The organism is Burkholderia diffusa (assembly GCF_902499115.1).
In the GTDB taxonomy this organism is placed as follows: Bacteria; Pseudomonadota; Gammaproteobacteria; order Burkholderiales; family Burkholderiaceae; genus Burkholderia; species Burkholderia diffusa.
The window spans coordinates 46540-71676 of record NZ_CABVPN010000013.1 but is presented as its reverse complement, the minus strand read 5'-3'; the positions used below and the strand labels follow the sequence as shown (position 1 = coordinate 71676).

The 25137-nt window shown below is 67.5% G+C and carries 26 protein-coding genes, 2 tRNA genes and 1 pseudogene; 9 read left to right on the top strand and 20 right to left on the bottom strand.

The genetic code is table 11. The annotated features are described in order from the left end of the window. Positions 1 to 65 precede the first annotated feature (65 nt). Together BTE28158_RS14995 and BTE28158_RS14990 are read right to left on the bottom strand one after the other, a co-directional pair. Positions 66 to 698, bottom strand: a complete 633-nt coding sequence (locus BTE28158_RS14995; protein WP_239007112.1) for a tyrosine-type recombinase/integrase — start codon at positions 696 to 698, stop codon at positions 66 to 68. Positions 699 to 727: 29 nt separating this feature from the next. Beyond that, positions 728 to 1300: a site-specific integrase gene (locus BTE28158_RS14990; RefSeq protein WP_151047005.1), complete on the bottom strand. Its 573-nt coding sequence runs from the start codon at positions 1298 to 1300 to the stop codon at positions 728 to 730. A 211-nt stretch (positions 1301 to 1511) separates the two neighbouring features. Between BTE28158_RS14990 and BTE28158_RS14985 the strand changes: the two are divergent. Further along, a pseudogene (locus tag BTE28158_RS14985) lies at positions 1512 to 1721 on the top strand (thymidylate synthase); the annotation flags it as partial. Positions 1722 to 1831: 110 nt separating this feature from the next. Here the strand turns inward: BTE28158_RS14985 and BTE28158_RS14980 are convergent. Together BTE28158_RS14980 and BTE28158_RS14975 are read right to left on the bottom strand one after the other, a co-directional pair. After that, positions 1832 to 4342, bottom strand: coding sequence for a DUF6600 domain-containing protein (locus BTE28158_RS14980; RefSeq protein WP_151047003.1), 2511 nt, complete (start codon positions 4340 to 4342; stop codon positions 1832 to 1834). Between the two features lie 162 nt (positions 4343 to 4504). Then, the gene (locus BTE28158_RS14975) at positions 4505 to 5212 is read right to left on the bottom strand and encodes an ArsR/SmtB family transcription factor (protein WP_124623362.1); all 708 of its coding nucleotides are present in this window, start codon (positions 5210 to 5212) and stop codon (positions 4505 to 4507) included. Positions 5213 to 5387: 175 nt separating this feature from the next. Between BTE28158_RS14975 and BTE28158_RS14970 the strand changes: the two genes are divergently transcribed. Continuing rightward, positions 5388 to 5528, top strand: a complete 141-nt coding sequence (locus tag BTE28158_RS14970; protein WP_170296360.1) for a hypothetical protein — start codon at positions 5388 to 5390, stop codon at positions 5526 to 5528. Positions 5529 to 5672: 144 nt separating this feature from the next. Beyond that, complete coding sequence (locus tag BTE28158_RS14965; protein WP_014897688.1) at positions 5673 to 6185, top strand: acyl-CoA thioesterase; 513 nt, start codon at positions 5673 to 5675, stop codon at positions 6183 to 6185. 56 nt (positions 6186 to 6241) lie between these two features. Here the strand turns inward: BTE28158_RS14965 and fumC are convergent, their stop codons facing one another. From fumC to BTE28158_RS14950, 3 genes are all read right to left on the bottom strand, one after another. Then, the gene (fumC, locus tag BTE28158_RS14960) at positions 6242 to 7636 is read right to left on the bottom strand and encodes a class II fumarate hydratase (protein WP_151047001.1); all 1395 of its coding nucleotides are present in this window, start codon (positions 7634 to 7636) and stop codon (positions 6242 to 6244) included. A gap of 141 nt (positions 7637 to 7777) precedes the next feature. After that, complete coding sequence (gene norM, locus BTE28158_RS14955; protein ID WP_151046999.1) at positions 7778 to 9166, bottom strand: multidrug efflux MATE transporter NorM; 1389 nt, start codon at positions 9164 to 9166, stop codon at positions 7778 to 7780. Between the two features lie 129 nt (positions 9167 to 9295). Beyond that, positions 9296 to 9514 (bottom strand): RNA-binding S4 domain-containing protein, encoded by a 219-nt coding sequence (locus tag BTE28158_RS14950; protein ID WP_006753074.1) that lies wholly within the window; start codon positions 9512 to 9514, stop codon positions 9296 to 9298. A gap of 280 nt (positions 9515 to 9794) precedes the next feature. Between BTE28158_RS14950 and BTE28158_RS14945 the strand changes: the two genes are divergently transcribed. Then, on the top strand, positions 9795 to 10205 hold the full coding sequence (locus BTE28158_RS14945) for a hypothetical protein (RefSeq protein WP_124902124.1): 411 nt from the start codon (positions 9795 to 9797) through the stop codon (positions 10203 to 10205). Positions 10206 to 10322: 117 nt separating this feature from the next. Here the strand turns inward: BTE28158_RS14945 and BTE28158_RS14940 are convergent, their stop codons facing one another. The 8 genes from BTE28158_RS14940 to fdxA form a co-directional block, all read right to left on the bottom strand. Then, complete coding sequence (locus BTE28158_RS14940; protein WP_124623355.1) at positions 10323 to 11099, bottom strand: DUF4088 family protein; 777 nt, start codon at positions 11097 to 11099, stop codon at positions 10323 to 10325. 159 nt (positions 11100 to 11258) lie between these two features. After that, a complete protein-coding gene (locus BTE28158_RS14935) occupies positions 11259 to 11597 on the bottom strand; it encodes an AzlD domain-containing protein (RefSeq protein WP_124902123.1) in 339 nt (112 codons plus the stop codon). Then, positions 11594 to 12367: an AzlC family ABC transporter permease gene (locus BTE28158_RS14930; RefSeq protein ID WP_124623351.1), complete on the bottom strand. Its 774-nt coding sequence runs from the start codon at positions 12365 to 12367 to the stop codon at positions 11594 to 11596. Before BTE28158_RS14930 ends, BTE28158_RS14935 begins: the two co-directional genes overlap by 4 nt. A gap of 121 nt (positions 12368 to 12488) precedes the next feature. Continuing rightward, a complete protein-coding gene (locus BTE28158_RS14925; protein ID WP_151046997.1) occupies positions 12489 to 13394 on the bottom strand; it encodes an AraC family transcriptional regulator in 906 nt (301 codons plus the stop codon). 63 nt (positions 13395 to 13457) lie between these two features. Then, positions 13458 to 13943: a CreA family protein gene (locus BTE28158_RS14920; protein ID WP_151046995.1), complete on the bottom strand. Its 486-nt coding sequence runs from the start codon at positions 13941 to 13943 to the stop codon at positions 13458 to 13460. Positions 13944 to 14050: 107 nt separating this feature from the next. Continuing rightward, positions 14051 to 14126, bottom strand: a tRNA-Asn gene (locus BTE28158_RS14915). Between the two features lie 75 nt (positions 14127 to 14201). After that, positions 14202 to 14277: transfer RNA gene (locus tag BTE28158_RS14910), tRNA-Asn, on the bottom strand. A 103-nt stretch (positions 14278 to 14380) separates the two neighbouring features. Continuing rightward, positions 14381 to 14704 (bottom strand): ferredoxin FdxA, encoded by a 324-nt coding sequence (gene fdxA / locus BTE28158_RS14905; RefSeq protein WP_011544919.1) that lies wholly within the window; start codon positions 14702 to 14704, stop codon positions 14381 to 14383. A gap of 289 nt (positions 14705 to 14993) precedes the next feature. Here fdxA and pncB point away from each other — a divergent pair, with 289 nt between their 5' ends. The 5 genes from pncB (at position 14994) to BTE28158_RS14880 (ending at position 20971) form a co-directional block, all read left to right on the top strand. Beyond that, positions 14994 to 16193, top strand: coding sequence for a nicotinate phosphoribosyltransferase (gene pncB, locus BTE28158_RS14900; RefSeq protein WP_059607002.1), 1200 nt, complete (start codon positions 14994 to 14996; stop codon positions 16191 to 16193). An 86-nt stretch (positions 16194 to 16279) separates the two neighbouring features. After that, positions 16280 to 16942, top strand: a complete 663-nt coding sequence (locus BTE28158_RS14895) for a LutC/YkgG family protein (RefSeq protein ID WP_151046993.1) — start codon at positions 16280 to 16282, stop codon at positions 16940 to 16942. A 52-nt stretch (positions 16943 to 16994) separates the two neighbouring features. Further along, positions 16995 to 18425, top strand: coding sequence for a sodium:proton antiporter (locus BTE28158_RS14890; RefSeq protein ID WP_059607007.1), 1431 nt, complete (start codon positions 16995 to 16997; stop codon positions 18423 to 18425). Between the two features lie 81 nt (positions 18426 to 18506). Beyond that, complete coding sequence (locus BTE28158_RS14885; protein ID WP_174919945.1) at positions 18507 to 19496, top strand: 2-hydroxyacid dehydrogenase; 990 nt, start codon at positions 18507 to 18509, stop codon at positions 19494 to 19496. Next, the gene (locus BTE28158_RS14880; RefSeq protein ID WP_151048367.1) at positions 19493 to 20971 is read left to right on the top strand and encodes a DNA recombination protein RmuC; all 1479 of its coding nucleotides are present in this window, start codon (positions 19493 to 19495) and stop codon (positions 20969 to 20971) included. Before BTE28158_RS14885 ends, BTE28158_RS14880 begins: the two co-directional genes overlap by 4 nt. A gap of 96 nt (positions 20972 to 21067) precedes the next feature. On the opposite strand, the gene BTE28158_RS14875 is transcribed toward BTE28158_RS14880, so the two are convergent. The 5 genes from BTE28158_RS14875 to moaA form a co-directional block, all read right to left on the bottom strand. After that, positions 21068 to 21553, bottom strand: coding sequence for a GNAT family N-acetyltransferase (locus tag BTE28158_RS14875; RefSeq protein ID WP_151048368.1), 486 nt, complete (start codon positions 21551 to 21553; stop codon positions 21068 to 21070). Further along, a complete protein-coding gene (locus BTE28158_RS14870; protein WP_006476519.1) occupies positions 21550 to 21825 on the bottom strand; it encodes a hypothetical protein in 276 nt (91 codons plus the stop codon). The genes BTE28158_RS14875 and BTE28158_RS14870 overlap by 4 nt, the downstream gene beginning before the upstream one ends. Positions 21826 to 21861: 36 nt before the next feature. After that, positions 21862 to 23157, bottom strand: a complete 1296-nt coding sequence (gene moeA, locus BTE28158_RS14865) for a molybdopterin molybdotransferase MoeA (protein WP_151048369.1) — start codon at positions 23155 to 23157, stop codon at positions 21862 to 21864. A 105-nt stretch (positions 23158 to 23262) separates the two neighbouring features. Next, positions 23263 to 23880 (bottom strand): molybdenum cofactor guanylyltransferase MobA, encoded by a 618-nt coding sequence (mobA, locus tag BTE28158_RS14860; RefSeq protein ID WP_151048370.1) that lies wholly within the window; start codon positions 23878 to 23880, stop codon positions 23263 to 23265. Between the two features lie 28 nt (positions 23881 to 23908). After that, positions 23909 to 25021, bottom strand: coding sequence for a GTP 3',8-cyclase MoaA (gene moaA, locus BTE28158_RS14855; protein WP_151048371.1), 1113 nt, complete (start codon positions 25019 to 25021; stop codon positions 23909 to 23911). Positions 25022 to 25137 lie beyond the last annotated feature (116 nt).

Here is a 25137-nt window from a genome sequence, read left to right as displayed (position 1 = left end):
ACTTGATTTGGGCGTATGGGTCTGCGAGAGTTGGCTTGGGTGGCTTGTAGAGGCGGACTGGTTCGTTACGCATGGTGCCCCCGCTTTTCATTGTGCTGTAGCGGCCCGAGGTAGGTTTGCTCGCGGATAGATTCAGCCTCGTCGAGGCGATTCATTTCTTTGCCGGCTTTGGTTAGCCTCTGCAACAGGTCGGGCGGAATTTGCGTGTAAATCTCGGTTGTCTTCAAATGGGCATGCCCAAGCATTTGCTGAACCAACAACATCCTGTCTTGGTAGGTCTTCCCGATGTCCGAGCACAATACTGAAAAGGCAGTGCCGTGACGCATCCAATGGGTCGCCATAGCATCGATGAGGCGAACTCTTCTGACAGCTTTCTTGAATTGCTTCGACGCGTTTCTGGGGCTCCACCGCAGTTGATTTGCGGTCAGAAACACCGGCTTGTTGGGGTCATTGATATCCCAATCTGAAGCGAGCTTGTACTCGCGACTACTGTGATAGCGCTTGATGCGCCTGAGGACAGCCCGCGACATCAGGGTGATTTTTTCGGGTTTCTGGCCTCCACGCCCCTTGACACGCCGGGCGCAGATTGGAATGAATTGAAAGGCGGGGTCGTACATCGAGTCATCGGGAATGTCGCTAGCCACGAGATTCACCAACTCAGAGATTCTGAGGCCCATGTCGTACTGTGCGTGGAACATGCACCGCTCGCACTCGTTGTGCATGCCATTCAGGAGCTGCACAACGATTTCTGCAGAGACATACCTCGGACTACGGGCATTCGGTGGTGCGACCACGTAGCGAAGCGTGCCGGCAGGCCATATGGGGAATTCTCTGGGTCCCGCAGATTGCCGGCTTCTTGCGTTGCCATCCAGTCCAAGAATTGCTTCACGCAGGCCTCTCGTGAATGCAAGGTGTTATGGCTTTCGGCTCCTCGCGTTTTCATGTCGCGAGTCCACGCTTGGATGTCTTGGCGACTGAGCAGCACGAGATTTTCGTCGACGCTCAGGTTCGGATACGGCCCATCCCGCTCAATCCAACGACAGAGATAAGAAAGGGTACGGGCGTACTGCTCGACAGTGCTCATGCTGATGCTCAAACCAGCTTCGGCTCTTAGCTTGCGCAGCCAGAGATGGACGCTTTTTACGACGACCCCGTAGCTGTCCAGCACGCTGTAGAGCGGGTAGGTGCTCGAATTGACCGACAACTGAAGAACGTCGCCGCTGGACAGTACGACGACTTCGGAGGAAGCACTGCCGGTCACTTTCACCAATTGAGGTACAAGGCTGTTGGCAAGCGGCACTTATGAGCCTCCCGGTAGGAATGTCTTTCCGTAAACCGCACGTCTCTGAGTCTGATGGGCAACTGGCAAGAGCGCCGGCGGAATGATACCTGGAGATTGATGAAGTGGTAAAAGAATATGGTTCCATGAAATTTCTTGCTTGGGATGACTAGATAGTCCGGTTTTCCGTGGGAGATGCGCCGGATTGGTATAAAAAATTTGGTTCCAGAAACATATCTACGAGAACCAGCTCGACATGCTGCAGCAGCAGCTCACGCGCGAACCGTACGACAGCCCGCGGCTCGAGATTGCCGAGCGCGTGCCGGACTACGCGAAGACGGGTGTTTATGCGCCGGAATGGCTCGAGCAGATCGAGCCGTCCGACTTCTCGCTCGTCGGCTATCGGCATCATGAGCCGCTGACCGCGCCGATGGCGGTCTGAGCCCCGGCGTTCGACGGCGGGCGGTGCGGGTTATGCGATCCGCGCCAGACGGAATGAAGAAGGCCCGACTGGCATTCGCCGGTCGGGCCTTTCCGTTTCATCGGGCGCGGTTACTGGCGGTGCCGCTCGTCGTGGCCGCCGGGCGGCGGGTTGCTCGGGCGCGGCGCCTCGACGTGCGGCGCCGGTTGCGGCCGTGGTTCCACGTGCGGCGCGGGCATCGACGGCCGCGGCTCCATGCGCGGAGCTTGCGGCTGCGGTCGCGGCATTTCGTGTACGGCCGGCGCGGGCGGGCGGTACTCGTTCACGCGCGGCGGCGCGACTTCGTGCCTTGGTGCCGGTTGCGCGAATTCGGGGCGCGGTTGCGGTGTCGGGGCGGCCCGCTCGGGCCGCGGCTGCGCATGCTGGGCCGGTGCCGCGAAGTCAGGACGCGGACGCGGCTGCGGAATCTGCGCGGTCGTATCGAGCCGTGGTTGCGGCAACGCGCGCGGCGTTTCCTGCCGCCCGCCGAGTTGCGTACTGGGCGCGGCTTCCGGATGCTGGGCCGGTGCCGCGCCGCGCACGGGCGGCAGTGCATTCTGTCCCGCTGCGTGGAGAGCCGTCGGCGGCGTCGGGCGCTGACGCTCCATCGGCGTATGCGGTTGCATCCACGCGGGCGCGGGCGCCGCGGCAGCATGCGTGTTGTCGTGCCCGGTCGGCGTGTTGGCGGACGTCGGCGGGTGCGGGACGCCATTTCCAGGGCCCAATGCCTGATGCGCAGCCGGATTGCCCGGTGCCTGCGGCGTGGTGCCGTTCGTGAAGCGCGGCGCATTGGGGCCTTCGCCGTTCGTCGGCCGCGCGCCATTCGGCACGACAGGCATCGGCGCACCCGGCCGTGCGGCCAGTGCCTGTGCCGGGGCTGGCTGCCCGTCGCGCGGCGCGTGCGCCGGTTGCACGACAGGACCGTGCGGGTTCACGAGCTGAACGTTGCGCATCGCCCATGCACCGGCCTTCGGGTTGCCCGGAACGCGGACCGGGCGAGCCGTATAGTCGGCCGGCACGTTCGTCTTCGCGACGGGCGCGCCCGCGCCCGGCACGCGCGCGCCTTGCCGGGCGAGATGCGCGGCCGCCTGGTCCCGATATGCGGCCGGTACCGCCGGATTGCGCGTCGCGACGAACGTGTGCTGTCCGATCGCTGCCGGCGGGCGGTAGCTGGCCGTGCGCAGTCCGCCGGTAAAGCTCTGGCGTACCGGCGCAATGCCGGGGGTGCCCGGCATCACGTGCGCGTTGCGCCATTGCTGCGGATCGACGCGCTGCGAGAAGTGCGCGACTGGCTGACCGTGCACGAACGCGGACGCCGGCACGGCCGTGATCGCGTGCGGCGCGCGGAAGTTCACGTACGTCTTGTTGATGTTCGTGATGTTGGTGATGTTCGTCACGTTCACGGTCTTGTTGACCGTCACGTTGTTGACCACGATGTTCCGGTTCACGCGATCGTAGTAATGCGGGCTCCAGCCACCCCAGCCGGGATGCCAGGCTTCGCCCGGGCCGAGTGCGAACCACGCGCAGCCGGCCGCGGCGACGCCGCCGACCGTCAGGGCGACGCTCCAGTCGGGACCGCCGCCTCCACCCACGAACGCGACGAGCGCTGGCGCGTAGACGGGCGGCTGGCTGACGACCATCGGGCCGGGCACCCATGCCCAGCTATCGTCGACATAGGCCCAGCGGCCGTAGTGATAGGGCGCGAAGCCCCACGGTGCATCGTCGACCCACGTCCAGCCCCACGGCGCTTGCCAGATCCAGTGACCGTCGTGATACGGCGCCCAGTCGGCCGGCGTGTCGTTCGGCACCCAGACCTCGCCGTAATTCGGGGTTTCGCGCCACGTACCGTTCGCGTCGAGGTCCTGATAGCCGGGAACGTCGCGCGATACGTAGCGGGCCGACACCGAGCGCTGCTCGGCCGCATCGCGGCTGGCGGCCCACTGGTCGAGCCCATCGGGGGCCGGTGCGGCCGATTGCTGTGCGACCTGCAGGTCGGTGCCGGCGAACACGACCTGCTGCCCGGGCGACAGCGGATACTGCCCGTTGCTGCCGTAGACGGTCGCGCTACCGCTGCGGACGGTGACCGTCGTGGTCGCACCGTTCGGCGCGACATCGACGCGATAGTCGCCGGGGCCCGTGATGCCGAGCGCGAGATTGGGCGTATCGATTTCGTAGGCTCCGCCGGGCGGCAGATCGCGTACGTGGGTCGACACGGTGCCGAGCCCGACTTTCAGCTGCGTCGTGTTGTCGTCGAGGTTCAGGACCGACAGGTTCGTCGATTCGCCGAGACGCACCGCGGTCGAGCCGATGTGCAGTTCCGAGCGCGCGCCGGCATCGTTCCACAGCTGGTCGCCGGTCGTCAGAGGCCGGTTCACGGCGGCGTACGACCAGGTATCGGTGCCGGCGGGTTCCGTCGTCACGGCACCCGACATGTAGTTGAGCCGGGCGACGCGGCTCGGCGGATCGCCACCCGGTTGTCGGGCGGCGGCCGCATACGCCGCGGCCTGTGTCGCTTGCGCGAATGCGGACGGCAGGGTCGCCAGCGTGGCGACAGCGAGCAGCGTGCAGTGGGCGGTTCGCTTGAGCGTGAACAGGGAGGCCATGATGAGCGTCTTCGTCGTTATCGCGGCGCGTCGATTCGTGCCGTCGAGTTCACAATATCCGCTCGGCCTGTTTCAGTGCTCAGTGTTTTGTAAGTCGTATGGCACGCGATGTAACAAAACCTGTCCATCGCGTGCCGTTGTCATCCGGTCGCAATGCGCACGTCAAGCGGACGTAAGCCAGTCGTCGAAAATCTGCTGTCCCGGCACGGTGACGCGCAGCACGCGCGGCCGCACGGTGCGCTCGATCCAGCCGTGCGCGCAGAAGCTGTCGAGCAGTGCCGCGCCCAGCGCGCCGCCGAGATGCGGGCGGCGCTCGCTCCAGTCGAGGCAGCGGCATGCGAAACGGCGGCGGCGCGTGCGCTGCTGTGCGACGTCGATGCCCCAGCGCCCGAGCGCCTGCGTGCCGAGTTCGGTGGCTTCGATCGCATCGCCGTCCGCCTGCAGCCAGCCGCGTGCGGTGAGCCCGTCGAAGATGCGGACCGCGAGCTCGCCGGCCATGTGGTCGTAGCAGGTGCGCGCGTAGCGCAGTTCGGCCGGCACCGTGCGCGACGGCGGCGGCACCGGACGGTTCGGTGCGGCCGCGCGGGCCACGTTTGCGAGTGCCTCGAGCGACGCCGCGATGTCGACCGACGCGAGCCGGTAGTAGCGGTGCCGGCCACGCACGTCGAGCGCGAGCAGGCCACCTTCGGTCAGGCGCGCAAGGTGCGCGCTCGCCGCGGAAGGCGACAGCCCCGCGATCATCGTCAGTTCGCCGGCCGGCCGCGCGCTGCCGTCCATCAGCACCCACAGCATCGCGGCGCGGCCGGGATCGGCGATCAGTGCGCCGATCCGGCTCAGGCCTGGAAAGTGGTGGTCGTCTTGATCGGTCATCGTCGTGTCTCGTCAGGCGGAATGCCTGCAGTGTAGGCGCTGCGCGCATTCGATGTTTCGCGTTCGGATGAAATGTCAGATGCGGCGGGGCGGTGTGCGCCCGCGGTTGCCGGCCGCGCGCGTAGAATGGCCCGACGCGGCGGCAGTGGGCCGCCGGATGCGACACGATGCAACGATGAAGACGATTTTCTGCCTGTTGGTGGCCGCGTTCCTCTGCGCGGCCTGTGCGCAGGGCGGTGCGGGTGCCGCCGGCGCGCGGGGCGGCAGCCTCGAGATGTACGGGACGATCGACCAGGGCATCACGGTGCGCCGCTGACGGGCGCCAGCTTGCGGTGCCGATGCCGGCTCAGTGCGCGGGTGGGCGTGCCGTCGCTGCGGCGCGGCGGGCACCGCGACGTGTTGCCGCAGTGCAACGTATAATGCGCCGATTGCAGTGCCCCCGCCGCCTGGAGCTACCACGATGTCCCAACCGTCCCCCGTACCGGCCGCCCTCGACCGCACCGAAACCGTATTCCGCTTCCTCGCCGAGCCGTCGTCCGTGAACTTCGGCGGCAAGGTGCATGGCGGCGCGCTGATGAAGTGGATCGACGAGGTCGCGTATGCGTGTGCGGCGGTCTGGTCGAGCCGCTATTGCGTGACGGTCAGCGTCGGCAACATCCGCTTCCAGCGGCCGATCCTCGTTGGCAACCTGGTCGAACTGAAGGCGCGCGTCGTCGCGACGGGGCGCACCAGCATGCACATCCATGTGTCCGTGCACGCCGGCGATCCGAAGGGCGGCGTACTGCGCCAGACGACCGATTGCCTCGTCGTGTTCGTCGCGGTCGATGAGAACGGCAACCCGGTGCCGGTGCCGCCGTTCGTGCCCGAGACCGACGAACAGAAGGTGCTCGCAAAATATGCGGCCGACGTGCGCGCCGCGCTCGACAAGATCGTCGAGATGAAGCCCGAGGAAGTGGCGAAGGGCACCGTCTGACGACAACGGGCGCCGCGCATGCGTGCCGCGCCCGTCATCGCGTCGCCTCCCCGCGATTACCGCGATCCGATCATCTCTTCGGGGCGCACCCACGCGTCGAATTCCGCCTCGGTCAGGTAGCCGAGCGCGAGCGCGGCGGCTTTCAGCGTCGTGCCTTCCTTGTGCGCCTTCTTCGCGATCTGCGCGGCCTTGTCGTAGCCGATGTGCGGATTGAGCGCCGTCACGAGCATCAGCGATTCATTCAGCAGCAGGTCGATGCGCGCGCGATTCGGCTCGATGCCCACCGCGCAGTGGTCGTTGAAGCTCTGCGCGCCGTCGGCGAGCAGCCGCACCGACTGCAGCACGTTGTGCGCGATCATCGGCCGGAACACGTTCAGCTCGAAATTGCCGCTGGCGCCGCCGACGTTGACCGCGACATCGTTGCCGAACACCTGGCAGCACAGCATCGTCACGGCTTCCGACTGCGTCGGGTTCACCTTGCCCGGCATGATCGAGCTGCCCGGTTCGTTTTCCGGAATCGACAGTTCGCCGAGCCCGCAGCGCGGCCCGCTCGCAAGCCAGCGCACGTCGTTGGCGATCTTCATCAGGCCGGCCGCGACCGTCTTCAGCGCGCCGTGCGCGAACACCAGCGCGTCGGCGGCTGCCATCACCTCGAACTTGCTCGGGGCGGTCACGAACGGCAGCTTCGTCAGCCGGCCGATCTCGTCGGCCACGCGCACCGCGAACTCCGGATGCGCGTTCAGCCCGGTGCCGACGGCGGTGCCGCCGAGCGCGAGTTCGTACAGGTGCGGCAGCGCGGATTCGACGTGCCGGACGCCCTGGTCGAGCTGCGCGACGTAGCCGGAAAACTCCTGCCCGAGCGTGAGCGGCGTCGCGTCCTGCAGGTGCGTGCGGCCGATCTTCACGATGTCGGCGAAAGCCTTCGACTTCGCGTCGAGCGTCGCGCGCAGCGTGCGCAGCGCGGGCAGCAGGTGGTTGACAATCGCGTAGGCGGCCGCGATATGCATCGCGGTCGGGAACACGTCGTTCGACGACTGGCCGCGGTTCACGTCGTCGTTCGGGTGGACCTTGCGTGCTTCGCCGCGCTCGCCGCCGAGCAGCTCGCTCGCCCGGTTCGCGATCACCTCGTTGAGGTTCATGTTGGTCTGCGTGCCGGAGCCCGTCTGCCAGACCGCGAGCGGGAATTCGCGCGGATGCTTGCCAGCGATGATCTCGTCGGCCGCGTCGATGATCGCGCGCGCCTTTTCGTCGGCCAGCACGCCGAGCGACTGGTTCACGGCGGCCGCGGCACGCTTGACGATCGCGAGCGCGTGGATCAGCTCGGGCGACTGCTTCTCCGTCGAGATCCGGAAATTCTGCAGCGAGCGTTCCGTCTGCGCGCCCCAGAGCCGGTTGGCCGGCACGGCGATCTCGCCGAACGTGTCGCGTTCCATCCGAACTGCTTCGTTCATGATGCACTCCTCTTGGGAAGGGGAAAAGCCGCGGTTCGCGCGGCGTCTGGCGTATCGTGAGGCAGTCGCGCCGCTGGCGCGGCGTCCTGGGTCTTCAACCGACAAGCATAGCGCCGGCTGCGATTTTGCGTCGTGCCGAGCTCAACGCGTCGCAGCGACGAGCGACGAGGTCTTCCGGTGAAAGCGCCAGGCCATCAGCACGGCGACGCTCGCGAGGCCGGCCGCGAGCCCCCACCACAGGCCGCGAGCGCCGAGGCCGGCATGGAATGCCAGCCAGTAACCGGTCGGGAAACCGATGCCCCAGTAGCCGAAGGTCGCCGCGAGCATCGGGATGCGCGTGTCCCGCAGTCCGCGCAGTGCGCCCGACCCGACGGTCTGCATGCCGTCGACGATCTGGAACACCGCGGCGATGCCGAGGAGCGATGCGGCCAGCGACACGGTCGCCGCGTTGGCCGGGTCGTCGAGTTGCAGATACAGGCCGACGATCGCATGCGGCGCGACGATCAGCACGAGCCCCGACAGCGACATGAACGCGACGCCGAGGCCGAGCGCGACGAAACCCGCATGTCGCGCGGCGACCGGCTGGCCGGCGCCGACCCAGTAGCCGACCCGCACGTTGGCGGCCTGGCCGATCGCGAGCGGCACCATGAACGCGACCGACGCGACGTTCAGCGCGATCTGATGCGCGGCAAGCGACGTCGCGCCGAGCACGCCGATGGTGAGACCCGTGGCGAGAAAGAGCGTCGATTCGACCCCGTACGTGATCGCCACCGGCCAGCCGATGCCGATCAGCTCGCCCATCAAGGGCAGTTTCGGACGGGCGGCGGTCACGAAATGGCGGAACCGCTGGCGGCCGTGCAGCAGCCAGATCAGCGCGAGCGCGGTGAGCCAGATGGTGATGGTCGTCGCGACCGCCGAGCCGAGGAAGCCGAGCCGCGGCAAGCCGAATGCGCCGTGGATCAGCCCGTAGTTCAGCACGCCGTTGATGCCGACGCCGCCGATCGAAACCCACAGCAGGCGTCGTGCGGCGCCGATCGCCGGCAGGAATGCGCGCATCAGTCCGACGCCGATCAGGCTGCCGAGCGCCGCGAACCGCAGGATGCCGGTGTACTCGCCGACGTGACGCGCGAGCGTCGGCGGCTCGTGGAACATCAGCAGGATCGGTTCGGACAGCGACAGCGCGACGATCGCCGGAATCGCGAGCAGCACGGACAGCATGAAGCCGGTCCAGTAGATGTGCGGCACGCGGTGTTCCGCCTGCGCGCCGCGCGCATGCGCGACGCTCACGCTGACCGACGAGAGCACGCCCTGCAGGACGGTCACGATGACGAAGAAGAAGTTCGCGCCGAGGCCGCCCGCCGCGAGCGAATCGGGGCCGAGCGAGCCGAGCAGTACCGTGTCGGTGACGCTCATCGCCATCTGCGAGAGCTGCGCGATCGCAAGCGGCGCGGCGAGGCGCGCGGTATCGGCGGCATGACTGGACAGGGACGGCGGCGCGGCGGCCGTCCGCGTAAGACCGGAATGCGACATGGAATGAGCGCTCGCGCGGGTGCGGGCCCGCGCTGTCTGTATTTATTTTGAGAGACGGCTAGCTTACGGCTTTATTCGAACGGTGTCGAACGCGCGCGCCGATGGCCATGTCACGGTCAGGGGGAACCGCTACGCGTCGTGAACCGCGATCCGCGTGTCGCCGAACAGCACGACCTGACCCGCGCGGATCTTGCAGGTCTTGCGCAGTTCGACCACGCCGTCGACTTTCACCGCGCCGGACGCGACGAACATCTTCGCCGTGCCGCCGCTGTCCGCGAGGCCGGTGATCTTGAGAAGGTTGTGCAGCTCGACGTATTCGCCGGTCAGCGTGAAATCCAGATTGGGCATGACGAAGGATGCGCGTGATGCGCGGGAGGAATCGCCCCGCATCATACGGCACCGAGGGCCGGCGCGCGAGTGCGGACGGTCGTGCAGGCCAGCGCGCAGTAGTTGTTAAGGACTGTGAGCGATTCGTCAGCAAATGAAACGGTGGGTAACAGTCTGAGAGATTGGAGAACCGGACGTGCGGCCTGCGGGTCTTTCGTCGTACCTGCTGCGTGTTGCGGCGGGGGACGCGACGGATCGCATCGAGGCGGTCCGCGCCCACAACTTCTTGAGGAGGATTCTCATGTCCAAGATTCGTACGATGCTGATCGGTGCCGCGCTGACGGCGTTCGCCACTTCGGCCGCATTCGCGCAGACGGGCGTCGCGGCACAGGGCACCGCAGGTGCCGGCGTGCAGGCGCAAGCGCCGGCAGCAGGGGCAGGCGCTGGCGCGGGCATGCAGGGTGGTGCCGGCGCGAACGCGTCGGGCAATGCGGTCGGCGGCGCGACCGACGCGGTCGGTGCGACAGCCGACGGCGCGAAGGACACGGCGGCGTCGTCGGTCCACTCGGCCAAGAAGCACGCGAAGCACGCGGCGAAGTCGGCCAAGCATCATGCCGGCTCGGCGAAGTCGAAGGTGGGCGACGAGGCGGTCGAAGGCGGCGCGTCGGCCGGCGTGCAGGGCGGTGCATCGGCCTCGGGCGCCGCGCAGTAAGCGGCCCCTCGACGTCGCACGACGTTCGCCCCGGACGGCGCGTCGTGACGGCGATCGATCGACGGCCCGGTTCGCTTCGCGCGAACCGGGCCGTTCTTCATGCGTGGACGCGGGTCGTCATGGCCGGTGCTGTTCCGGCCCCGGTCCGTGCGCCGGTCGTGCGGCGGACGGCGTGAATACGCTGCGCAGCCACGCGGCAAGCCGCGCGAATACGTCGTACGGCTCGTCGACGAAGATGTCGGGCTTCAGCAGCCGCAGGTATTCCATGATCTGCTGCGCTTCCTGTTTCTGGAACGAACCGTGCGCGAGCCCGAGCCGCAGCAGGCCGCGCAGTTCGCCGAGCTTGTCGCGCGCGGCGCTGCCGACGCTCATCTCGCACGCGAGCTTCGCCTCGTAGACGCGCTGGCGCAGCGATTCCGCAAGCCGCCATGCGGGCGTCTGCATCGTTTCCTCGAGCGTCTGGATGTCATGCACCGCGCCCTTGATCTGCGCGGCGAGCGGATCGACGAGCGACGCGTCGCCCTGCGCTTCGGCGACGATCGCCTTGGCCCAGTCGCGGCATGCCTTCGCGAGCTCGTCGGGGGTCCATTCGGAGCGCGACGCGAAGCCGAAGCCGAATTCGCCGGCCTGCCGCATCAGGATCGCGACGACGTCCGGAAATTCCTTGTCGAGCGTGCGCTTCGCCCACGCGTACTGGCCGCCCTCGAGCATCCGCTGCACGGCATGCTCGGTCAGCGGCACCATGTTGTCGAGCAGCTTGGCGCGCAGGAAATCCTCGAACGACGGCGTCGCGAACTGCGGGTCGAGTTTCAGCGACACGCGCACGAATGCGTCGTAGTCCTTGCGCAGGGACGCAAGCGTGTCGTCTTTGAGGGAAAGGGTGATCTGGCCCATGAATCGTCTCGATGGCGGCCCGCGCGGGCCGGCGGCCGACACCGCGCACCGGTGCGGGCGCAGCGTCGACGGACCGGTTCGCGCCGAGGCCGATGGCGGGTCTTCATACCCGATATCGGCGCGCCGGGCGAAAACTTGAGCACGGCCGGCGACGTTCGCTCAGGCCGGCAGCCAGTGCGGCATCACGATCCCTTGCCAGAGGAAGAACACCGCGAGCCCGACCGCGATCGTCACGAGCGGCCGGCGTGTCGTCGCCGACACGGCCACGGCGGCGAGCGCGCCGACGAGCTGCGGATTGCGCCAGGTCAGTTCGGCCGTGCCCCCGTGCGGCGAGACGGTCATCGGCACGATGATCGCGGTCAGCACGGTGACGGGCACGAAGCCGAGCGCGGTCCGCACGAGCGGTGGGAAGGTCAGCCGCTCGCCGAACAGAAACAGTGTCGTCCGGATCGCATAGGTGATCACGGCCATCCCGAGGATCAGCAGCGCGTAGCTCACGATGCGGTCTCCGTGCGTGAAGCGGTGCGCGAACGCTCGTGCCGCAGCGTCAGCGCGACGCCGACCACGACGCCGGCGGCGACCGCGCCCAGCAGCCCGAGCTTGTACGGCCAGCCCTGCCAGAAGTACGCGAGCGTGCCGGCCGTCGCGGCGGCCGCGAAATAGCGCAGCGTGCCGAGTTGCGGAACGACGATCGCGATGAATGTCGCCGCCATCGCGAAATCGAGGCCGAGCGACTGGAGGCCCGGGAAGGCCGCGCCGAAGCCAATGCCCGCGAGCGTCCAGACCTGCCAGTTCAGGTACATCGCGAGGCCCGAGCCGAAGAAGTAGTGGGGGCCGATTGCACCGGGCGGGAAGTGCCGGTAGTGCGCGTAGGCGACCGCGAATACTTCGTCGGTCATCAGCGCACCGAGCGTCGCGCGCCAGCGCAGCGGCAGGTGCGCGACGTACGGCGCGAGCGTCGCGCTGTACAGCAGATGACGCAGGTTCACGATCAGCGTCGTCGCGAGCACGACGACGAAGCTTGCGCTGCCGGCGATCAGGCCGAGCGCGATGAATTGCGCGGAGCCCGCGAACACCGCGAGCGACATCAGCGCGCCGTGCCATGCGGCGAGCGGGCCGCCACCGACCAGCGTGCCGAAGATCACGCCGAACGGCGCCGCGCCGATCATCATCGGGATCGTGTCGCGTGCGCCGTCGAGCCATTCGTTGAGCGGGCGGCGGGGCAGGGGCGAGTTTGTGGGTGCGGGATTCAAGGGGTGCGTCTCCATGCAATGCAGGATAGCGGAGCGCTGCCCGTGGCGGCTTGTACGTTCTTGCGCCCGCGGTGCCGGCGGCGCAACCTGCGTGCCGGTTGCCGCGTATTGTCGAATGCAGGGTGGGGAGTGCGCGTCAGCGCGCTTGCCAGCGTCCGGGCGGTACGCCGAACATTCGTTTGAAATGTCGCGAGAAGTGACTCTGGTCGACGAAGCCGCTGGCCGCGGCGACGTCGGCGATCGACACGCCCGCGCGCAACGGCGCCAGTGCGCGCTGCAGCCGCAGCTGGTTGCGCCATGCATGCGGCGGCATCCCGATCGTCCGGGTGAACAGGCGCGCTGCGTGGAACGGCGACAGGCCGGCAGCCTGCGCGACGTCGTCGAGCGTGACAGTGCAGGAGAGATCGGCGGCGAGCCTCTCGCGCATCGCGTCGACGCGCGGCTCGTCGGCCGCAAGCACTGCCGGCTGCAGCCGCGCGTCGGCGTGGCGCGCGATCAGTGTCGACAATGCGTCGAGCATCGCCGTTTCGGCGGCGAGCGGATCGTAGACGCGCGCTGCCGCGGCGGCCGGAGCGTCGGCGGCCGGCTGCTCGTGCGGATGGACCGCCGGCATGCATTCGCTGCCGGCCTCCATCATCCGGTGGGCCAGCGCGAGCCGTGCCGCGAGATCGGCGTCGCGGATCACGTCGGACGGGAACCATGGCGCGTCCTGCGGGCGCCCCGCGATCGCGCTCGCGAGCGCGCGAATGTAGTCGACCGGCACGTAGCTCACGCGATAGCACCAGCCTTCGTCGGTCGCGCGCGAGCCCGTGTGCACTTCGCCGGGATTGATCACGGGCACGGTGCCCGTTTCGGCGACATGGCCGCTGCCGCGACAGGTGTAGCGCTCCGCGCCCTCGAGGATCACGGGGATCGTGTACGCGTCGTGCCAGTGCGGCGCGAACGTATGGTCGCGATAGGTAGCCGTGAGCAGATCCGCGCCTGGCAGCAGCGGCGTGCGCCAGTAACGTGCGGAGTCCGGAAGAAGGCGGGTGGCGGACATGGTCGGGCGCGGGGGGGCGGTCGAATCGACAGTGTATCGCTCGAGCGCCCGGCCGGCGCGGGCTTACTTGACCGGAATCGTCGTGCCGGCCGGCATCGGCACCGCGGTCACGGCGTTCTTCGGGCTGCCGCTGACGATGCGGTCGCTGTAGGTCAGGTAGACGAGCGTGTTGCGCTTCTTGTCGACCACACGCACGACGTGCAGCGTCTTGAAGATGAACGACATCCGCTCGCTGAACACGTCGGTCTGCTGCTTGAGCGGCTCCTTGAAGCTGAGCGGGCCGACTTGCCGGCACGCGATCGACGCTTCGCTCGGATCCTCGGCGACGCCGAGCGTGCCCTTGATCCCGCCGGTGCGCGCCCGCGACACGTAGCAGGTGACGCCCGTCACGAGCGGATCGTCGTACGCTTCGACGACCACGCGGTCAGAGCCCGTCACGCGGAAATGGGTGTTGACGCTGCCGACTTCCTCCGCGTGCGCGAGCGGCGCGGCGGCAAAGGCGGAGAGGAGAAGGGCGAACGGCGCGGCGGAAAGGAGGTGATGCTTCATCGACGGAACCGGATGCGAATGCGGGACAGAGACTCTAGCATGCGCGGCGGTGACCGACGGGCGCCGGAAAAACAAAAGGCCCGTCGAATGACGGGCCTTCTGCTGTCTGGCTCCCCGACCTGGGCTCGAACCAGGGACCTACGGATTAACAGTCCGGCGCTCTACCGACTGAGCTATCGGGGAATAAATCGGTACATCTGCGTGCTTGTTTGATGGCCAACAAAAAACCCGTCCACTTTCAACGGGCTCTTGCGTTTTTGGCTCCCCGACCTGGGCTCGAACCAGGGACCTACGGATTAACAGTCCGGCGCTCTACCGACTGAGCTATCGGGGAACAAACAACAACAGCAGAGAAACGAGATTTTATGGAGCGTTCGCTAACCTGTCAATACTTTTGAGCGGCGGAGTGCAAAAAATTTTGCGGCGCCGCTGCGCGATCAGCGTTCGAGCAGGTGCAGCTTGTCCTGCACGTCCTTCCACTCGTCCGCGTCGGCCGGTGCCGGCTTCGTCTTCGTGATGGACGGCCAGTTCTTCGCCAGTTCGGCGTTCAGCTCGGTGAACTGCTGCTGGTCGCCCGGAACGTCTTCTTCGGCATAGATCGCATTGGTCGGGCACTCGGCGACGCACACGGCGCAGTCGATGCACTCGTCCGGATCGATGGCGAGAAAGTTGGGACCTTCACGGAAGCAATCCACCGGGCACACATCCACGCAATCCGTGTATTTGCACTTGATGCAGCCTTCGGTCACAACGTGAGTCATTAAAACGCTCCTGCTTCGCGGTATATATGGGGTGGCGTTTGCGCCAAAAGCGGCATTGTAACTGAAGCGCAAAACCCGCATGGCGTGGTCGGCTTTCCGGCTTATATCGTTTCGTGATTAGTTTATGGGGCCGACCGTGGGCGCGGTGCGTGCGGGCGGCCGCACGACGCGGTGGGCAAGGGGGAGGCGGTTTCACGATGGTCGGGCCCGCATTCGGGTAACATGGCCGGCAGACCGGGCGGCGCGCGGTGCGCCGGGGCCGTGTCTCGATATTGGCGGTACCGCAATCATGATCATCACTTCGCTGCTCGACACGGATCTCTACAAGTTCACGATGATGCAGGTCGTCCTGCATCACTTTCCTGCCGCACACGTCGAGTACCGGTTCCGGTGTCGCACGCCCGGCGTCGATCTCGTCCCGTACATCGACGAGATCCGCGACGAGGTGCGCGGCCTGTGTTCGCTGCGCTTCACCGACGACGAACTCGACTACCTGCGGCGCATGCGCTTCATCAAGAGCGACTTCGTCGACTTCCTCGCGCTGTTCCATCTGAACGAGAAATACATCTCGATCACGCCTTCTCCGAAGGGCAACGGCGAGATCGACATCGTGATCGAGGGGCCGTGGCTGCACACGATCCTGTTCGAGATTCCGGCGCTCGCGATCGTCAACGAGGTCTATTTCCGCAATACGCAGCGCGAGCCCGATTATCGCGAAGGCCGCGAACGGCTGCGCGAGAAGATCAAGCTGCTCGGCGCGAAGCCCGAGTTCGCCGACTGCAAGATCGCCGACTATGGCACGCGCCGGCGCTTCTCGAAGGTGTGGCACGAGGAGGTCGCGCTGACGCTGCGCGACGGGCTCGGGCCGCAGTTCGCGGGCACCAGCAACGTGTTCTACGCGATGAAGCACGGCCTGACGCCGCTCGGCACGATGGCCCACGAATACCTGCAGGCCTGCCAGGCGCTCGGCCCGCGGCTGCGCGATTCACAGACCTATGGTTTCGAGATGTGGGCGAAGGAGTATCGCGGCGACCTCGGGATCGCGCTGTCGGACGTCTACGGGATGGACGCGTTCCTGAACGACTTCGACATGTACTTCTGCAAGCTGTTCGACGGCGCGCGCCACGATTCGGGCGATCCGTTCGAGTGGGGCGAGCGCATGCTGCGCCACTACGAGGCGAACCGCTGCGACCCGCGTACCAAGGTGCTCGTGTTCTCCGACGCGCTCGACATCCCGAAGGTCATGCAGCTGTACGAACGGTTCCGCAACCGCTGCAAGCTCGCGTTCGGCGTCGGCACCAACCTCACGAACGATCTCGGCTACGTGCCGCTGCAGATCGTGATCAAGATGGTCCGATGCAACGGACAGCCGGTCGCGAAGCTGTCGGATTCGCCGGGCAAGAGCATGTGCGACGACAAGGCGTATCTCGCGTACCTGCGCCAGGTGTTCGGCATCGCGCAGCCGGTCGACGAGGACGCATCGCAGTAAGCGTCGGCCATGCGGCCAGGTGCGTCGCGGCGAGGGCGGCCGGTATAATCCGACGGTATCGCACGCCAACGTCACGAGGACCGTTCATGGACACTTCCGCTGCGCGTCGCCAGATCCTCGCACGCATTCGCGCGTCGCAACGACGCGCGCCCGAACCCGATGCAGCGGAGCGCGACGGCGTCGCCGACTACCTCGCCCGCCATCCCGAGGGGCCGCGCCCGCCGATGCCGGCCGACCTCGTCGCCGCATTCGGCGACGAAGCGGCTCGCCTCTCGACGACGGTCGACGAAGTCGCGACACTGGCCGACGCGCCGTTCGCCGCCGCCCGCTATCTTTCCGCTCACGGCCTGCCGATGCAGGCCGTCGCATGGCGCACGCTGGCCGAGCTCGACTGGGCCGGCGCCGGCCTGTCGGTCGAATGCCGCAAACCGCGCGACGGTGATCTCGTCGGCCTCACCGGCTGCTTCTGCGCAACCGCCGAAACGGGTTCGCTGGTGTTGCTGTCCGGCCCCGACACCTATGCATCGGCCGCGCTGCTGCCGGAGACGCACATCGCGATCGTGCCGGCGTCGCGGATCGTCGCGGGCCATGAAGACGCATTCGCGCTGATTCGCGCGGAGCGCGGCGAATTGCCGCGCGCGGTCAATTTCGTATCGGGCCCGTCGCGCACGGGCGATATCGAGCAGACCATCGTGCTGGGCGCGCACGGCCCGTACCGCGTTCACGTGATCGTCGTACGCGGCGCATGACGCACGCACCTGATCCATCCTCACTCGACTCACTCGCACAAGGAAGTTCTGCATGAAACGACATGCCGCCTGGGCGGGCATGGCGTCGGGAGCCGCGCTTGGCGCCGTTCCCGCGCTTGCATCGGCCGCCACGCTCGACGGTGCCACGCTGTCCGCACTCTGGGGCATCCCGTTCGCCGGGATCCTGCTGTCCATCGCGGTGTTCCCGCTCGTCGCGCCGGTGTTCTGGCATCACCACTTCGGCAAGATCGCCGCAGCGTGGGCGATCGTGTTCCTGGTCCCGTTCGCCGTCGCGTTTGGTGCGAGCACGGCGTTCGGTACGCTCGTGCACGCGCTGCTCGAGGAATACATCCCGTTCATCGTGCTGTTGACGGCGCTCTATACGGTCGCGGGCGGCATTTGCGTCAACGGCAACCTGCACGGCACGCCGAAGCTGAACACCGCGATCCTCGCGCTCGGCACGCTGCTCGCGAGCGTGATGGGCACGACGGGCGCGGCGATGCTGCTGATCCGGCCGCTGCTGCGCGCGAACGATAACCGCAAGCACGTCGTACACGTCGTGATCTTCTTCATCTTCCTCGTCGCGAACGCGGGCGGCTCGCTGTCGCCGCTCGGCGATCCGCCGCTGTTCCTCGGCTTCCTGAATGGAGTGAGCTTCTTCTGGACGACCACGCATCTCGCGCTGCCGATGCTGTTCATCTGCGCGGTGCTGCTGACGCTTTTCTTCGTGCTCGATACGTACTTCTACCGGAAGGCCGGTGAGGAGCGGCCGGCCGCACTCGACCCGACGCCCGACGGCGGCGCGCTGTCGATCGACGGCAAGGTCAACTTCGTGCTGCTCGCGGCCGTGATCGGCCTCGTGCTGATGAGCGGCATCTGGAAGCCGGGCATCTCGTTCGACGTGTGGGGCACGCACGTCGCACTGCAGAATCTCGTGCGCGATGTCGCGCTGGTCGTCGTGGCGCTCGCGTCGCTCGCGCTGACGCCGCGCTCGGCGCGCGAAGGCAACGCGTTCAACTGGGCGCCGATCGAGGAGGTCGCGAAGCTGTTCGCGGGGATCTTCGTGACGATCGCACCGGTGATCGTGATCCTGCGCGCGGGTGCGGACGGTGCGTTCGCACAGATCGTCCATCTCGTCACGGGGCCCGACGGCAAGCCGATCGACGCGATGTATTTCTGGGCGACCGGCCTGCTGTCGTCGTTCCTCGACAACGCGCCGACCTATCTCGTGTTCTTCAACCTCGCGGGCGGCGATGCGCAAGCGCTGATGACGACCGGCGCGACGACGCTCGCCGCGATTTCCGCGGGGGCGGTGTTCATGGGAGCGAACAGCTACATCGGCAATGCGCCGAACTTCATGGTGAAGGCGATCGCGGAATCGCGCGGCGTGAGGATGCCGAGCTTCTTCGCCTATCTCGGCTGGGCGCTCGTGATCCTGGTACCCGTATTCCTGCTGACGTCGTGGATCTTCTTCCCGGCGTAGGCTGACGATTTTCAACCAAGCGCGGACGGCTCCGGCGGCGCACGAAGTGCCGCGTGCCGGCCGCGGCATGCGGAGATGGCGATGCAGAAGATCCTGGTCGCACGTCCGATCTTTCCGGACGTGATCGAACGGCTCGAGCAGTATTTCGAAGTCGACTGGAACAATGGCGATGCGCTCGCCCCCGACGCGCTCGCCGCGCGCCTCGCGGACAAGGACGGCGCGCTGACGGCGGGCGACCCGGTCGGCGCGGCCGCGCTCGCGGCGGCGCCGCGCCTGCGCGTCGTGTCGAACATGGCGGTCGGCTACAACAATTTCGACATGGCCGCGTTCAACGCTGCGAACGTGCTCGGCACCAATACGCCCGACGTGCTGAACGAATCCACCGCGGATTTCGGCTGGGCGCTGATGATGGCCGCCGCGCGGCGGATCGCCGAATCCGAGCACTGGTTGCGCGCCGGACACTGGAAGAAGTGGGCGTACGACGGTTTCCTCGGCAGCGACATTTACGGCTCGACACTCGGCGTCATCGGGATGGGGCGCATCGGTCAGGCACTCGCACGGCGCGCGCGCGGCTTCGGGATGCAGGTGATCTATCACAACCGGTCGCGGGTTGCGCCCGAGATCGAGGCCGAGCTGAACGCCGAATACGTGTCGAAGGATGCGTTGCTGGCGCGCGCCGATCACGTCGTTCTCGTGCTGCCGTACACGAAGGAGAACCATCACACGATCGGCGCGGCCGAGCTCGCGAAGATGAAGCCCACCGCGACGCTGACCAACATCGCGCGCGGCGGCATCGTCGACGACGCAGCGCTGGCCGTCGCGCTGCGCGACGGGACGATCGCCGCGGCCGGCCTCGACGTCTATGAAGGCGAACCGAGCGTCCATCCAGCGCTGCTCAAGGTACCGAACGTCGTGCTGACGCCGCACATCGCGAGCGCGACCGAGAAGACGCGCCGTGCGATGGCGAACCTCGCGGCCGACAACCTGATCGCCGCGCTGGGCGAAGGGCCGCGCGCGGGGCAGCCGCCGAACGCGATCAACCCTGACGTAATCGGGAAGCCGCGCGCATGACGACGATGTTGTTGCTGGCGGCGGTCGTCGTGCTGGCCGTCGCGCTCGCGGTGGCGATCGTCGCGATCGTGCGCGGTGGCGGCCGCCACGACGATGCGGCCGTGCTGGGTGACCAGATCGAGGACGCCGCGCACGCGCAGGCGCTCGCGGTCGAGCGGCTCGAGCGCGAGCTGCGTGGCGAGATCGTCGAGAACGCACGAGGCTCGCGCACCGAGCTTGCTGGCAGTTTCTCGCAGCTTCAGCAGACGCTCGCGACGCAGCTCACGAGCATCGCGACCGTGCAGAACAATCAGATCGAGGGCTTCGCGCAACAGCTGGGCAAGCTCGTCGCGGGCAACGCGCAGCAGTTCGACGCGATGCGCGAGAGCGTGCAGCGCCAGGCGCAGCAGGCGCGTGAAGAGCAGACGGTCGCGCTGCGGCTGTTCGGTGACACGCTGAACCGGCAGCTCACGCAACTGACCGAGGCCAACGATCGCCGGATCGGCGAAGTGCGTGCGACGCTCGAACAGCGGCTGAAGGAAATCGAGACGAACAATGCGGCGAAGCTCGAGGAGATGCGCCGCACCGTCGACGAGAAGCTGCATGCGACGCTCGAACAGCGGCTCGGCGAATCGTTCAAGCTCGTGTCGGACCGGCTCGAGCAGGTACACCGCGGGCTCGGCGAGATGCAGACCCTCGCGGCCGGTGTTGGGGATCTGAAGAAGGTGCTGACCAACGTGAAGACGCGCGGCACCTGGGGCGAGGTGCAGCTCGAGGCCTTGCTCGAGCAGATGCTCACGCCCGACCAGTACGCGAAGAACGTCGCGACGGTGCCGAAGAGCAGCGAACGCGTCGAGTTCGCGATCCGGCTGCCGGGGCGCGACGCTGGCACGCGCGACGCGCCGCCGGTGTGGCTGCCGATCGACGCGAAATTCCCGCGCGAGGACTACGAGCGGCTGATCGACGCGCAGGAGCGTGCCGATTCGGCGGCGGTCGAGGACGCGGCCCGTGCGCTCGAGGCGCGCGTGCGGTTGGAAGCGCGCACGATCGCCGAGAAGTACGTCGCACCGCCGCATACGACCGATTTCGCGCTGCTGTTCCTGCCGACCGAGGGGCTCTATGCGGAGATCCTGCGCCGCCCGGGGCTGACCGACCTGCTGCAGCGCGACTATCGCGTGACGGTGGCCGGGCCGACGACGCTGACTGCGCTGCTGAACAGTCTGCAGATGGGCTTCCGCACGCTCGCGATCGAGCAGCGCTCGAGCGAAGTGTGGCAGGTGCTCGGTGCAGTGAAGACCGAATTCGGCAAGTTCGGCGATGTGCTCGCGCGCACGAAGGCGCAGCTTGAAACGGTCACGCGCTCGATCGAGTCCGCCGAGCAGCGCACCCGCGTGATGAACCGCAAGCTGAAGCAGGTCGAGGCGTTGCCAGGTGAGGCGGCCGCCGGGCTGCTCGGCACGGAAGGCGCCGATGGAGCCGATGCGGACGATGCATGACGCATCACGCGTACAGCCGAAGCCGGCTGGAACGAAAAACGGGCGCTACGGCGCCCGTTTTCTTTTGCAGCATCGACCAGCGTGGCCGGCCCACGTTCAACGTGCGGCGAGCGTGTTCAGTGCATCCCCGGTGACGCGCACGATGCGCCACTCGGGCAGCACGGTCGCGCCCATCTTCTGGTAGAAGTCGATCGCCGGCTGGTTCCAGTCGAGCACCGACCATTCGAAACGAGCACAGCGGCGCTCGACTGCGAGTGCTGCGAGGTGCTGCAGCATCGCGGTGCCGAGGCCCGTGCCGCGCTGCGACGGCTGCACGTACAGATCCTCGAGATAGAGGCCGCGACGGCCGAGGAACGTCGAATAGTTGTGAAAGAACAGCGCATACGCGACGATCGCGCCGTCGCCCTCGGCCACCAGCGCTTCGGCGGCGGGGCGCTCGCCGAACAGCGCGTCGGCCAGGTCGGCGTCGCTCGCGACGAACAGGTGCGTGAGCTTCTCGAACTCGGCCAGCTCGCGCATCAGCGCGAGGATCGCGCCGACGTCGCGCGCCTCGGCCGTGCGGATCAGCGGCGTGCCGCTCACGCTTCCTCCGGCGGATCGGACAGCACGATCTCGATGCCGCCGAAGCGCGACGCGACCCAGTTGTACGCGTGGCAGGCGATCCACAGCAGCACGAAACCGAGGATCGCGTTCAGCAGCAGCGCGCTCAGGATCGTGCTCAGTTCGACCATCCCGTAGCGGATGTACGCGACCAGGATGCCGAGCAGCACGATCGGCACGCTGAACGTCAGGTAGACGAGGATCAGCGCCTTAGCGGTCTGCCCCGCGGCGATCGACGAGATTTGTTTTTTCATGTGCGGATTGCCCCGTAGAGATATACCGATTGGAATTCAGATCAAGCCGTCGAGCGGCAGGATGTCGACCGGGGCGCCCGCGTCGACTGCTGCGCAATCGTGGCCCAGGACGATGAAACAGTTGGCGGCCGCGAGGCCGCTCAGCGATGCGGAACTTTGCGAACCGGCCGGCGCGACAAGCCACTGGCCGTCGGCGTCGCGCGTCGCGATGGCGCGCAGGTATTCGGTACGGCCCGGGCGCTTTTTCAGCGCCTGCGTGCTGCGTGCCGTATACAGCGCCGGCGGTGGCGCATGCGCGCCGGCCAGCGTCAGCAGCGCGGGGCGCACGATCGCATAGAACGTCACGGCGGAGGCGACCGGATTGCCGGGCAGCCCGAAGAACAGCACGTGGCCGGCGCCGTCGCCCGCAGGTGCGAGCGTGCCGCACGCGAGCGGCCGGCCGGGCCGCAGCGCGAGGCTAGCGAAGGTCACGTCGCCAAGCCGTGCCATCACGTCGCGCGTGAAATCGGCTTCGCCGACCGACACGCCGCCTGACGTGATCACCGCGTCCGCCTGTGCGGCGGCGGCATCGCGCAGCGCGCGCTCGAGGGCAGCCGGATCGTCGCGGACGATCCCGAGGTCGAGCGCGTCGATGTGCAGCCTTTCGAGCATCGCGACCAGCATCCCGCGATTGCTGTCGTACAGCGTGCCGCGGCCGAGCGGCTCGCCGGGTTCGCGCAGTTCGTCGCCGGTCGAGAACACGGCGACGCGCACGCGGCGGCGCACCGTGACTTCGCGCAACCCGAACGATGCGAGCAGGCCGAGATCGGACGGGCGCAGGATGCGGCCAGCGGCAAGCGCGCAGGCGCCGCGCGCGAGGTCCTCGCCGGCCCGGCGGCAGTTTGCTCCGCGCGTGACGTCGTGCGCGGCGAAGCGGATGACGTCGCCGTCGACGCGCACGCGTTCCTGCGGAATGACCGTGTCGCATCCGGCCGGCATCGGCGCGCCGGTCATGATGCGGATACACGTACTGGGCGCCACGGCTCCATCGAACGGATGGCCGGCGAACGCCGTGCCGGCGACCGTCAATGCGATGTCGGGGGCCGATGCAGGCGTGTGTGCGCCGCAGTCGAATGCATAGCCGTCCATTGCCGAGTTGTCGTACGCGGGGATGTCGAACGGCGCATTGACGTCGGCCGCGAGCACGCGGTCAAGGGCGTCATGCAGCGGCACCGTGTCGCACGCGTCGACCGGCACCGCGAACCGGCACGCGAGCGCCTGCGCATCGGCGAGCGACAACGTGGCAGCGGAATCGGGTGCGGTTCGGGAGGCGGGCGAGGATTGCGTGATCATCAGTGTGACTGCGCCGCAAGGCGTATCGGGTTCGTGGCCGGTGGCGCGCGGAGGGCGCCGGAGCGCGAAGGCGCATGCGGCGGGCGGGAACGGATGCCGGTGCCGTCAGCGGCGGGCAAGCGCGGCAAGTTCCTGCCAGGAGTTGGCATTGTAAAACGCACGCTCGTCGCAAAACTCGACTTCGACCGTCTTGTGGCGTGCGTACCACGCACGCACCTTGCGCTCGCCGGCCGCGAGTCCGGCCGCGAGATCGTCGGCGAGCGACGTTCGCAGCAGCGCGAAGGTCGGCTGCGGCGAACGTGCCTGTTGCGCGTCGACGGTCACCGCCATCGCGATGTCGGCTTGCTGCGCATCGAGCGCCGCGTGCAGTCGTGCGACGAGGTCGGTCGGCAGATAGGGTGTGTCGCACGGCGAGCATGCGACGAGCGGTGCGCGCGCCGCCCGCATGCCGGCCAGCAGACCCGCCAGCGGGCCGGGGAAATCGGGTGTTTCGTCCGGCACGATGCGCGCGGCGAACGGCGCACCGAGCTCGGCGTAGCGTTCGGCGTTGCGATTTGCGCTGATCAGCGTCTCGTCGACCTGCGGCGAGAGCCGGCGCAACACGTGCAGCGCAAGCGGCGTGCCGTCGAGCAGTTGCAGGCCCTTGTCGGCGCCATCCATGCGCGTCGCCCGCCCGCCCGCGAGCAGCAGGCCGGTGATGGAAGGCGAGGTGGAAGCGGACATCGCGGGAAATCGGGGCGGCGGGCGCGCGTCAGCCGCCGATGTACGACATTTCTACGCGCTTGCCGGCACCGTGGGGTGCCGCGTCGGTGGCCGCGCTGCCGCGCAGCTGCGAATAGCGGTCGGTGCGGGCCTGCCAGATCCGGGCGATCGCGGTCGCGATCTCGGCGTCGCTGGCGCCACCGCGCACCAGGGCACGCAGGTCATGGCCAGTTGACGCGAACAGGCACAGGTACAGCTTGCCTTCGGTCGACAACCGCGCGCGCGTGCAGTCGCCGCAAAATGCCTGTGTGACGCTCGAGATCACGCCGATTTCACCGCTGCCGTCCGCATAGCCCCAGCGCTGCGCGGTTTCCGCCGCCGTGTGCGGCTCGAGCGGCACGAGCGGGAACTGTTCGGCGATCCGTGCGACGACGTCCGCGGACGGCAGCACTTCGGTCATGTTCCAGCCGTTCGACGTGCCGACGTCCATGTATTCGATGAAACGCAGGATCACGCCGGTGCCGCGGAAGCGCTCGGCCATCGGCAGGATCTCGCTGTCGTTGGTGCCGCGCTTCACGACCATGTTGACCTTGACCGGCGCGAGGCCCGCGGCCTGCGCGGCGAAGATGCCGTCGAGCACGTCGGCGCTCGCGAAGTCGGCGTCGTTCATGCGCTTGAACAACGTATCGTCGAGCGCGTCGAGGCTGACCGTCACGCGCGTGAGGCCGGCATCCTTCAGCGCGCGCGCCTTGCGCGCGAGCAGCGAGCCATTGGTGGTCAGCGTCAGGTCGAGCGGGCGGCCGTCATGGGTCGTCAGGCGCGCGAGGCGCTCGATCAGGAATTCGAGGTTCTTGCGCAGCAGTGGTTCGCCGCCGGTGATCCGGATCTTTTCGACGCCGTGTGCGACGAACAGCCGCGCCACGCGTTCGATCTCCTCGTGCGTGAGCAGCGCGCTGTGCGGCAGGAACGGGTAGTTCTTGTCGAACACGTCGCGCGGCATGCAGTACACGCAACGGAAGTTGCAACGGTCCGTCACCGAGATGCGCAGGTCGCGCAGCGGCCTGGCGAACGTGTCGGCCAAGGCGCCGTCAGGGGTATGCGCGACGCCGGAGATATCCGGCATCCCGCTGACGTCTGCGAGGGGAATGATGCGTCGGGACATGTCGAAAGAAGTGCGAGCCAAGCTTCTATTCTAGCCGCAAGCGCCTGGCCGGGCCGGTGGGCGGAAACCCTCGGCGCGGAAATGGAAAAGCCCGCCGGGGGCGGGCTTTTCCTGGT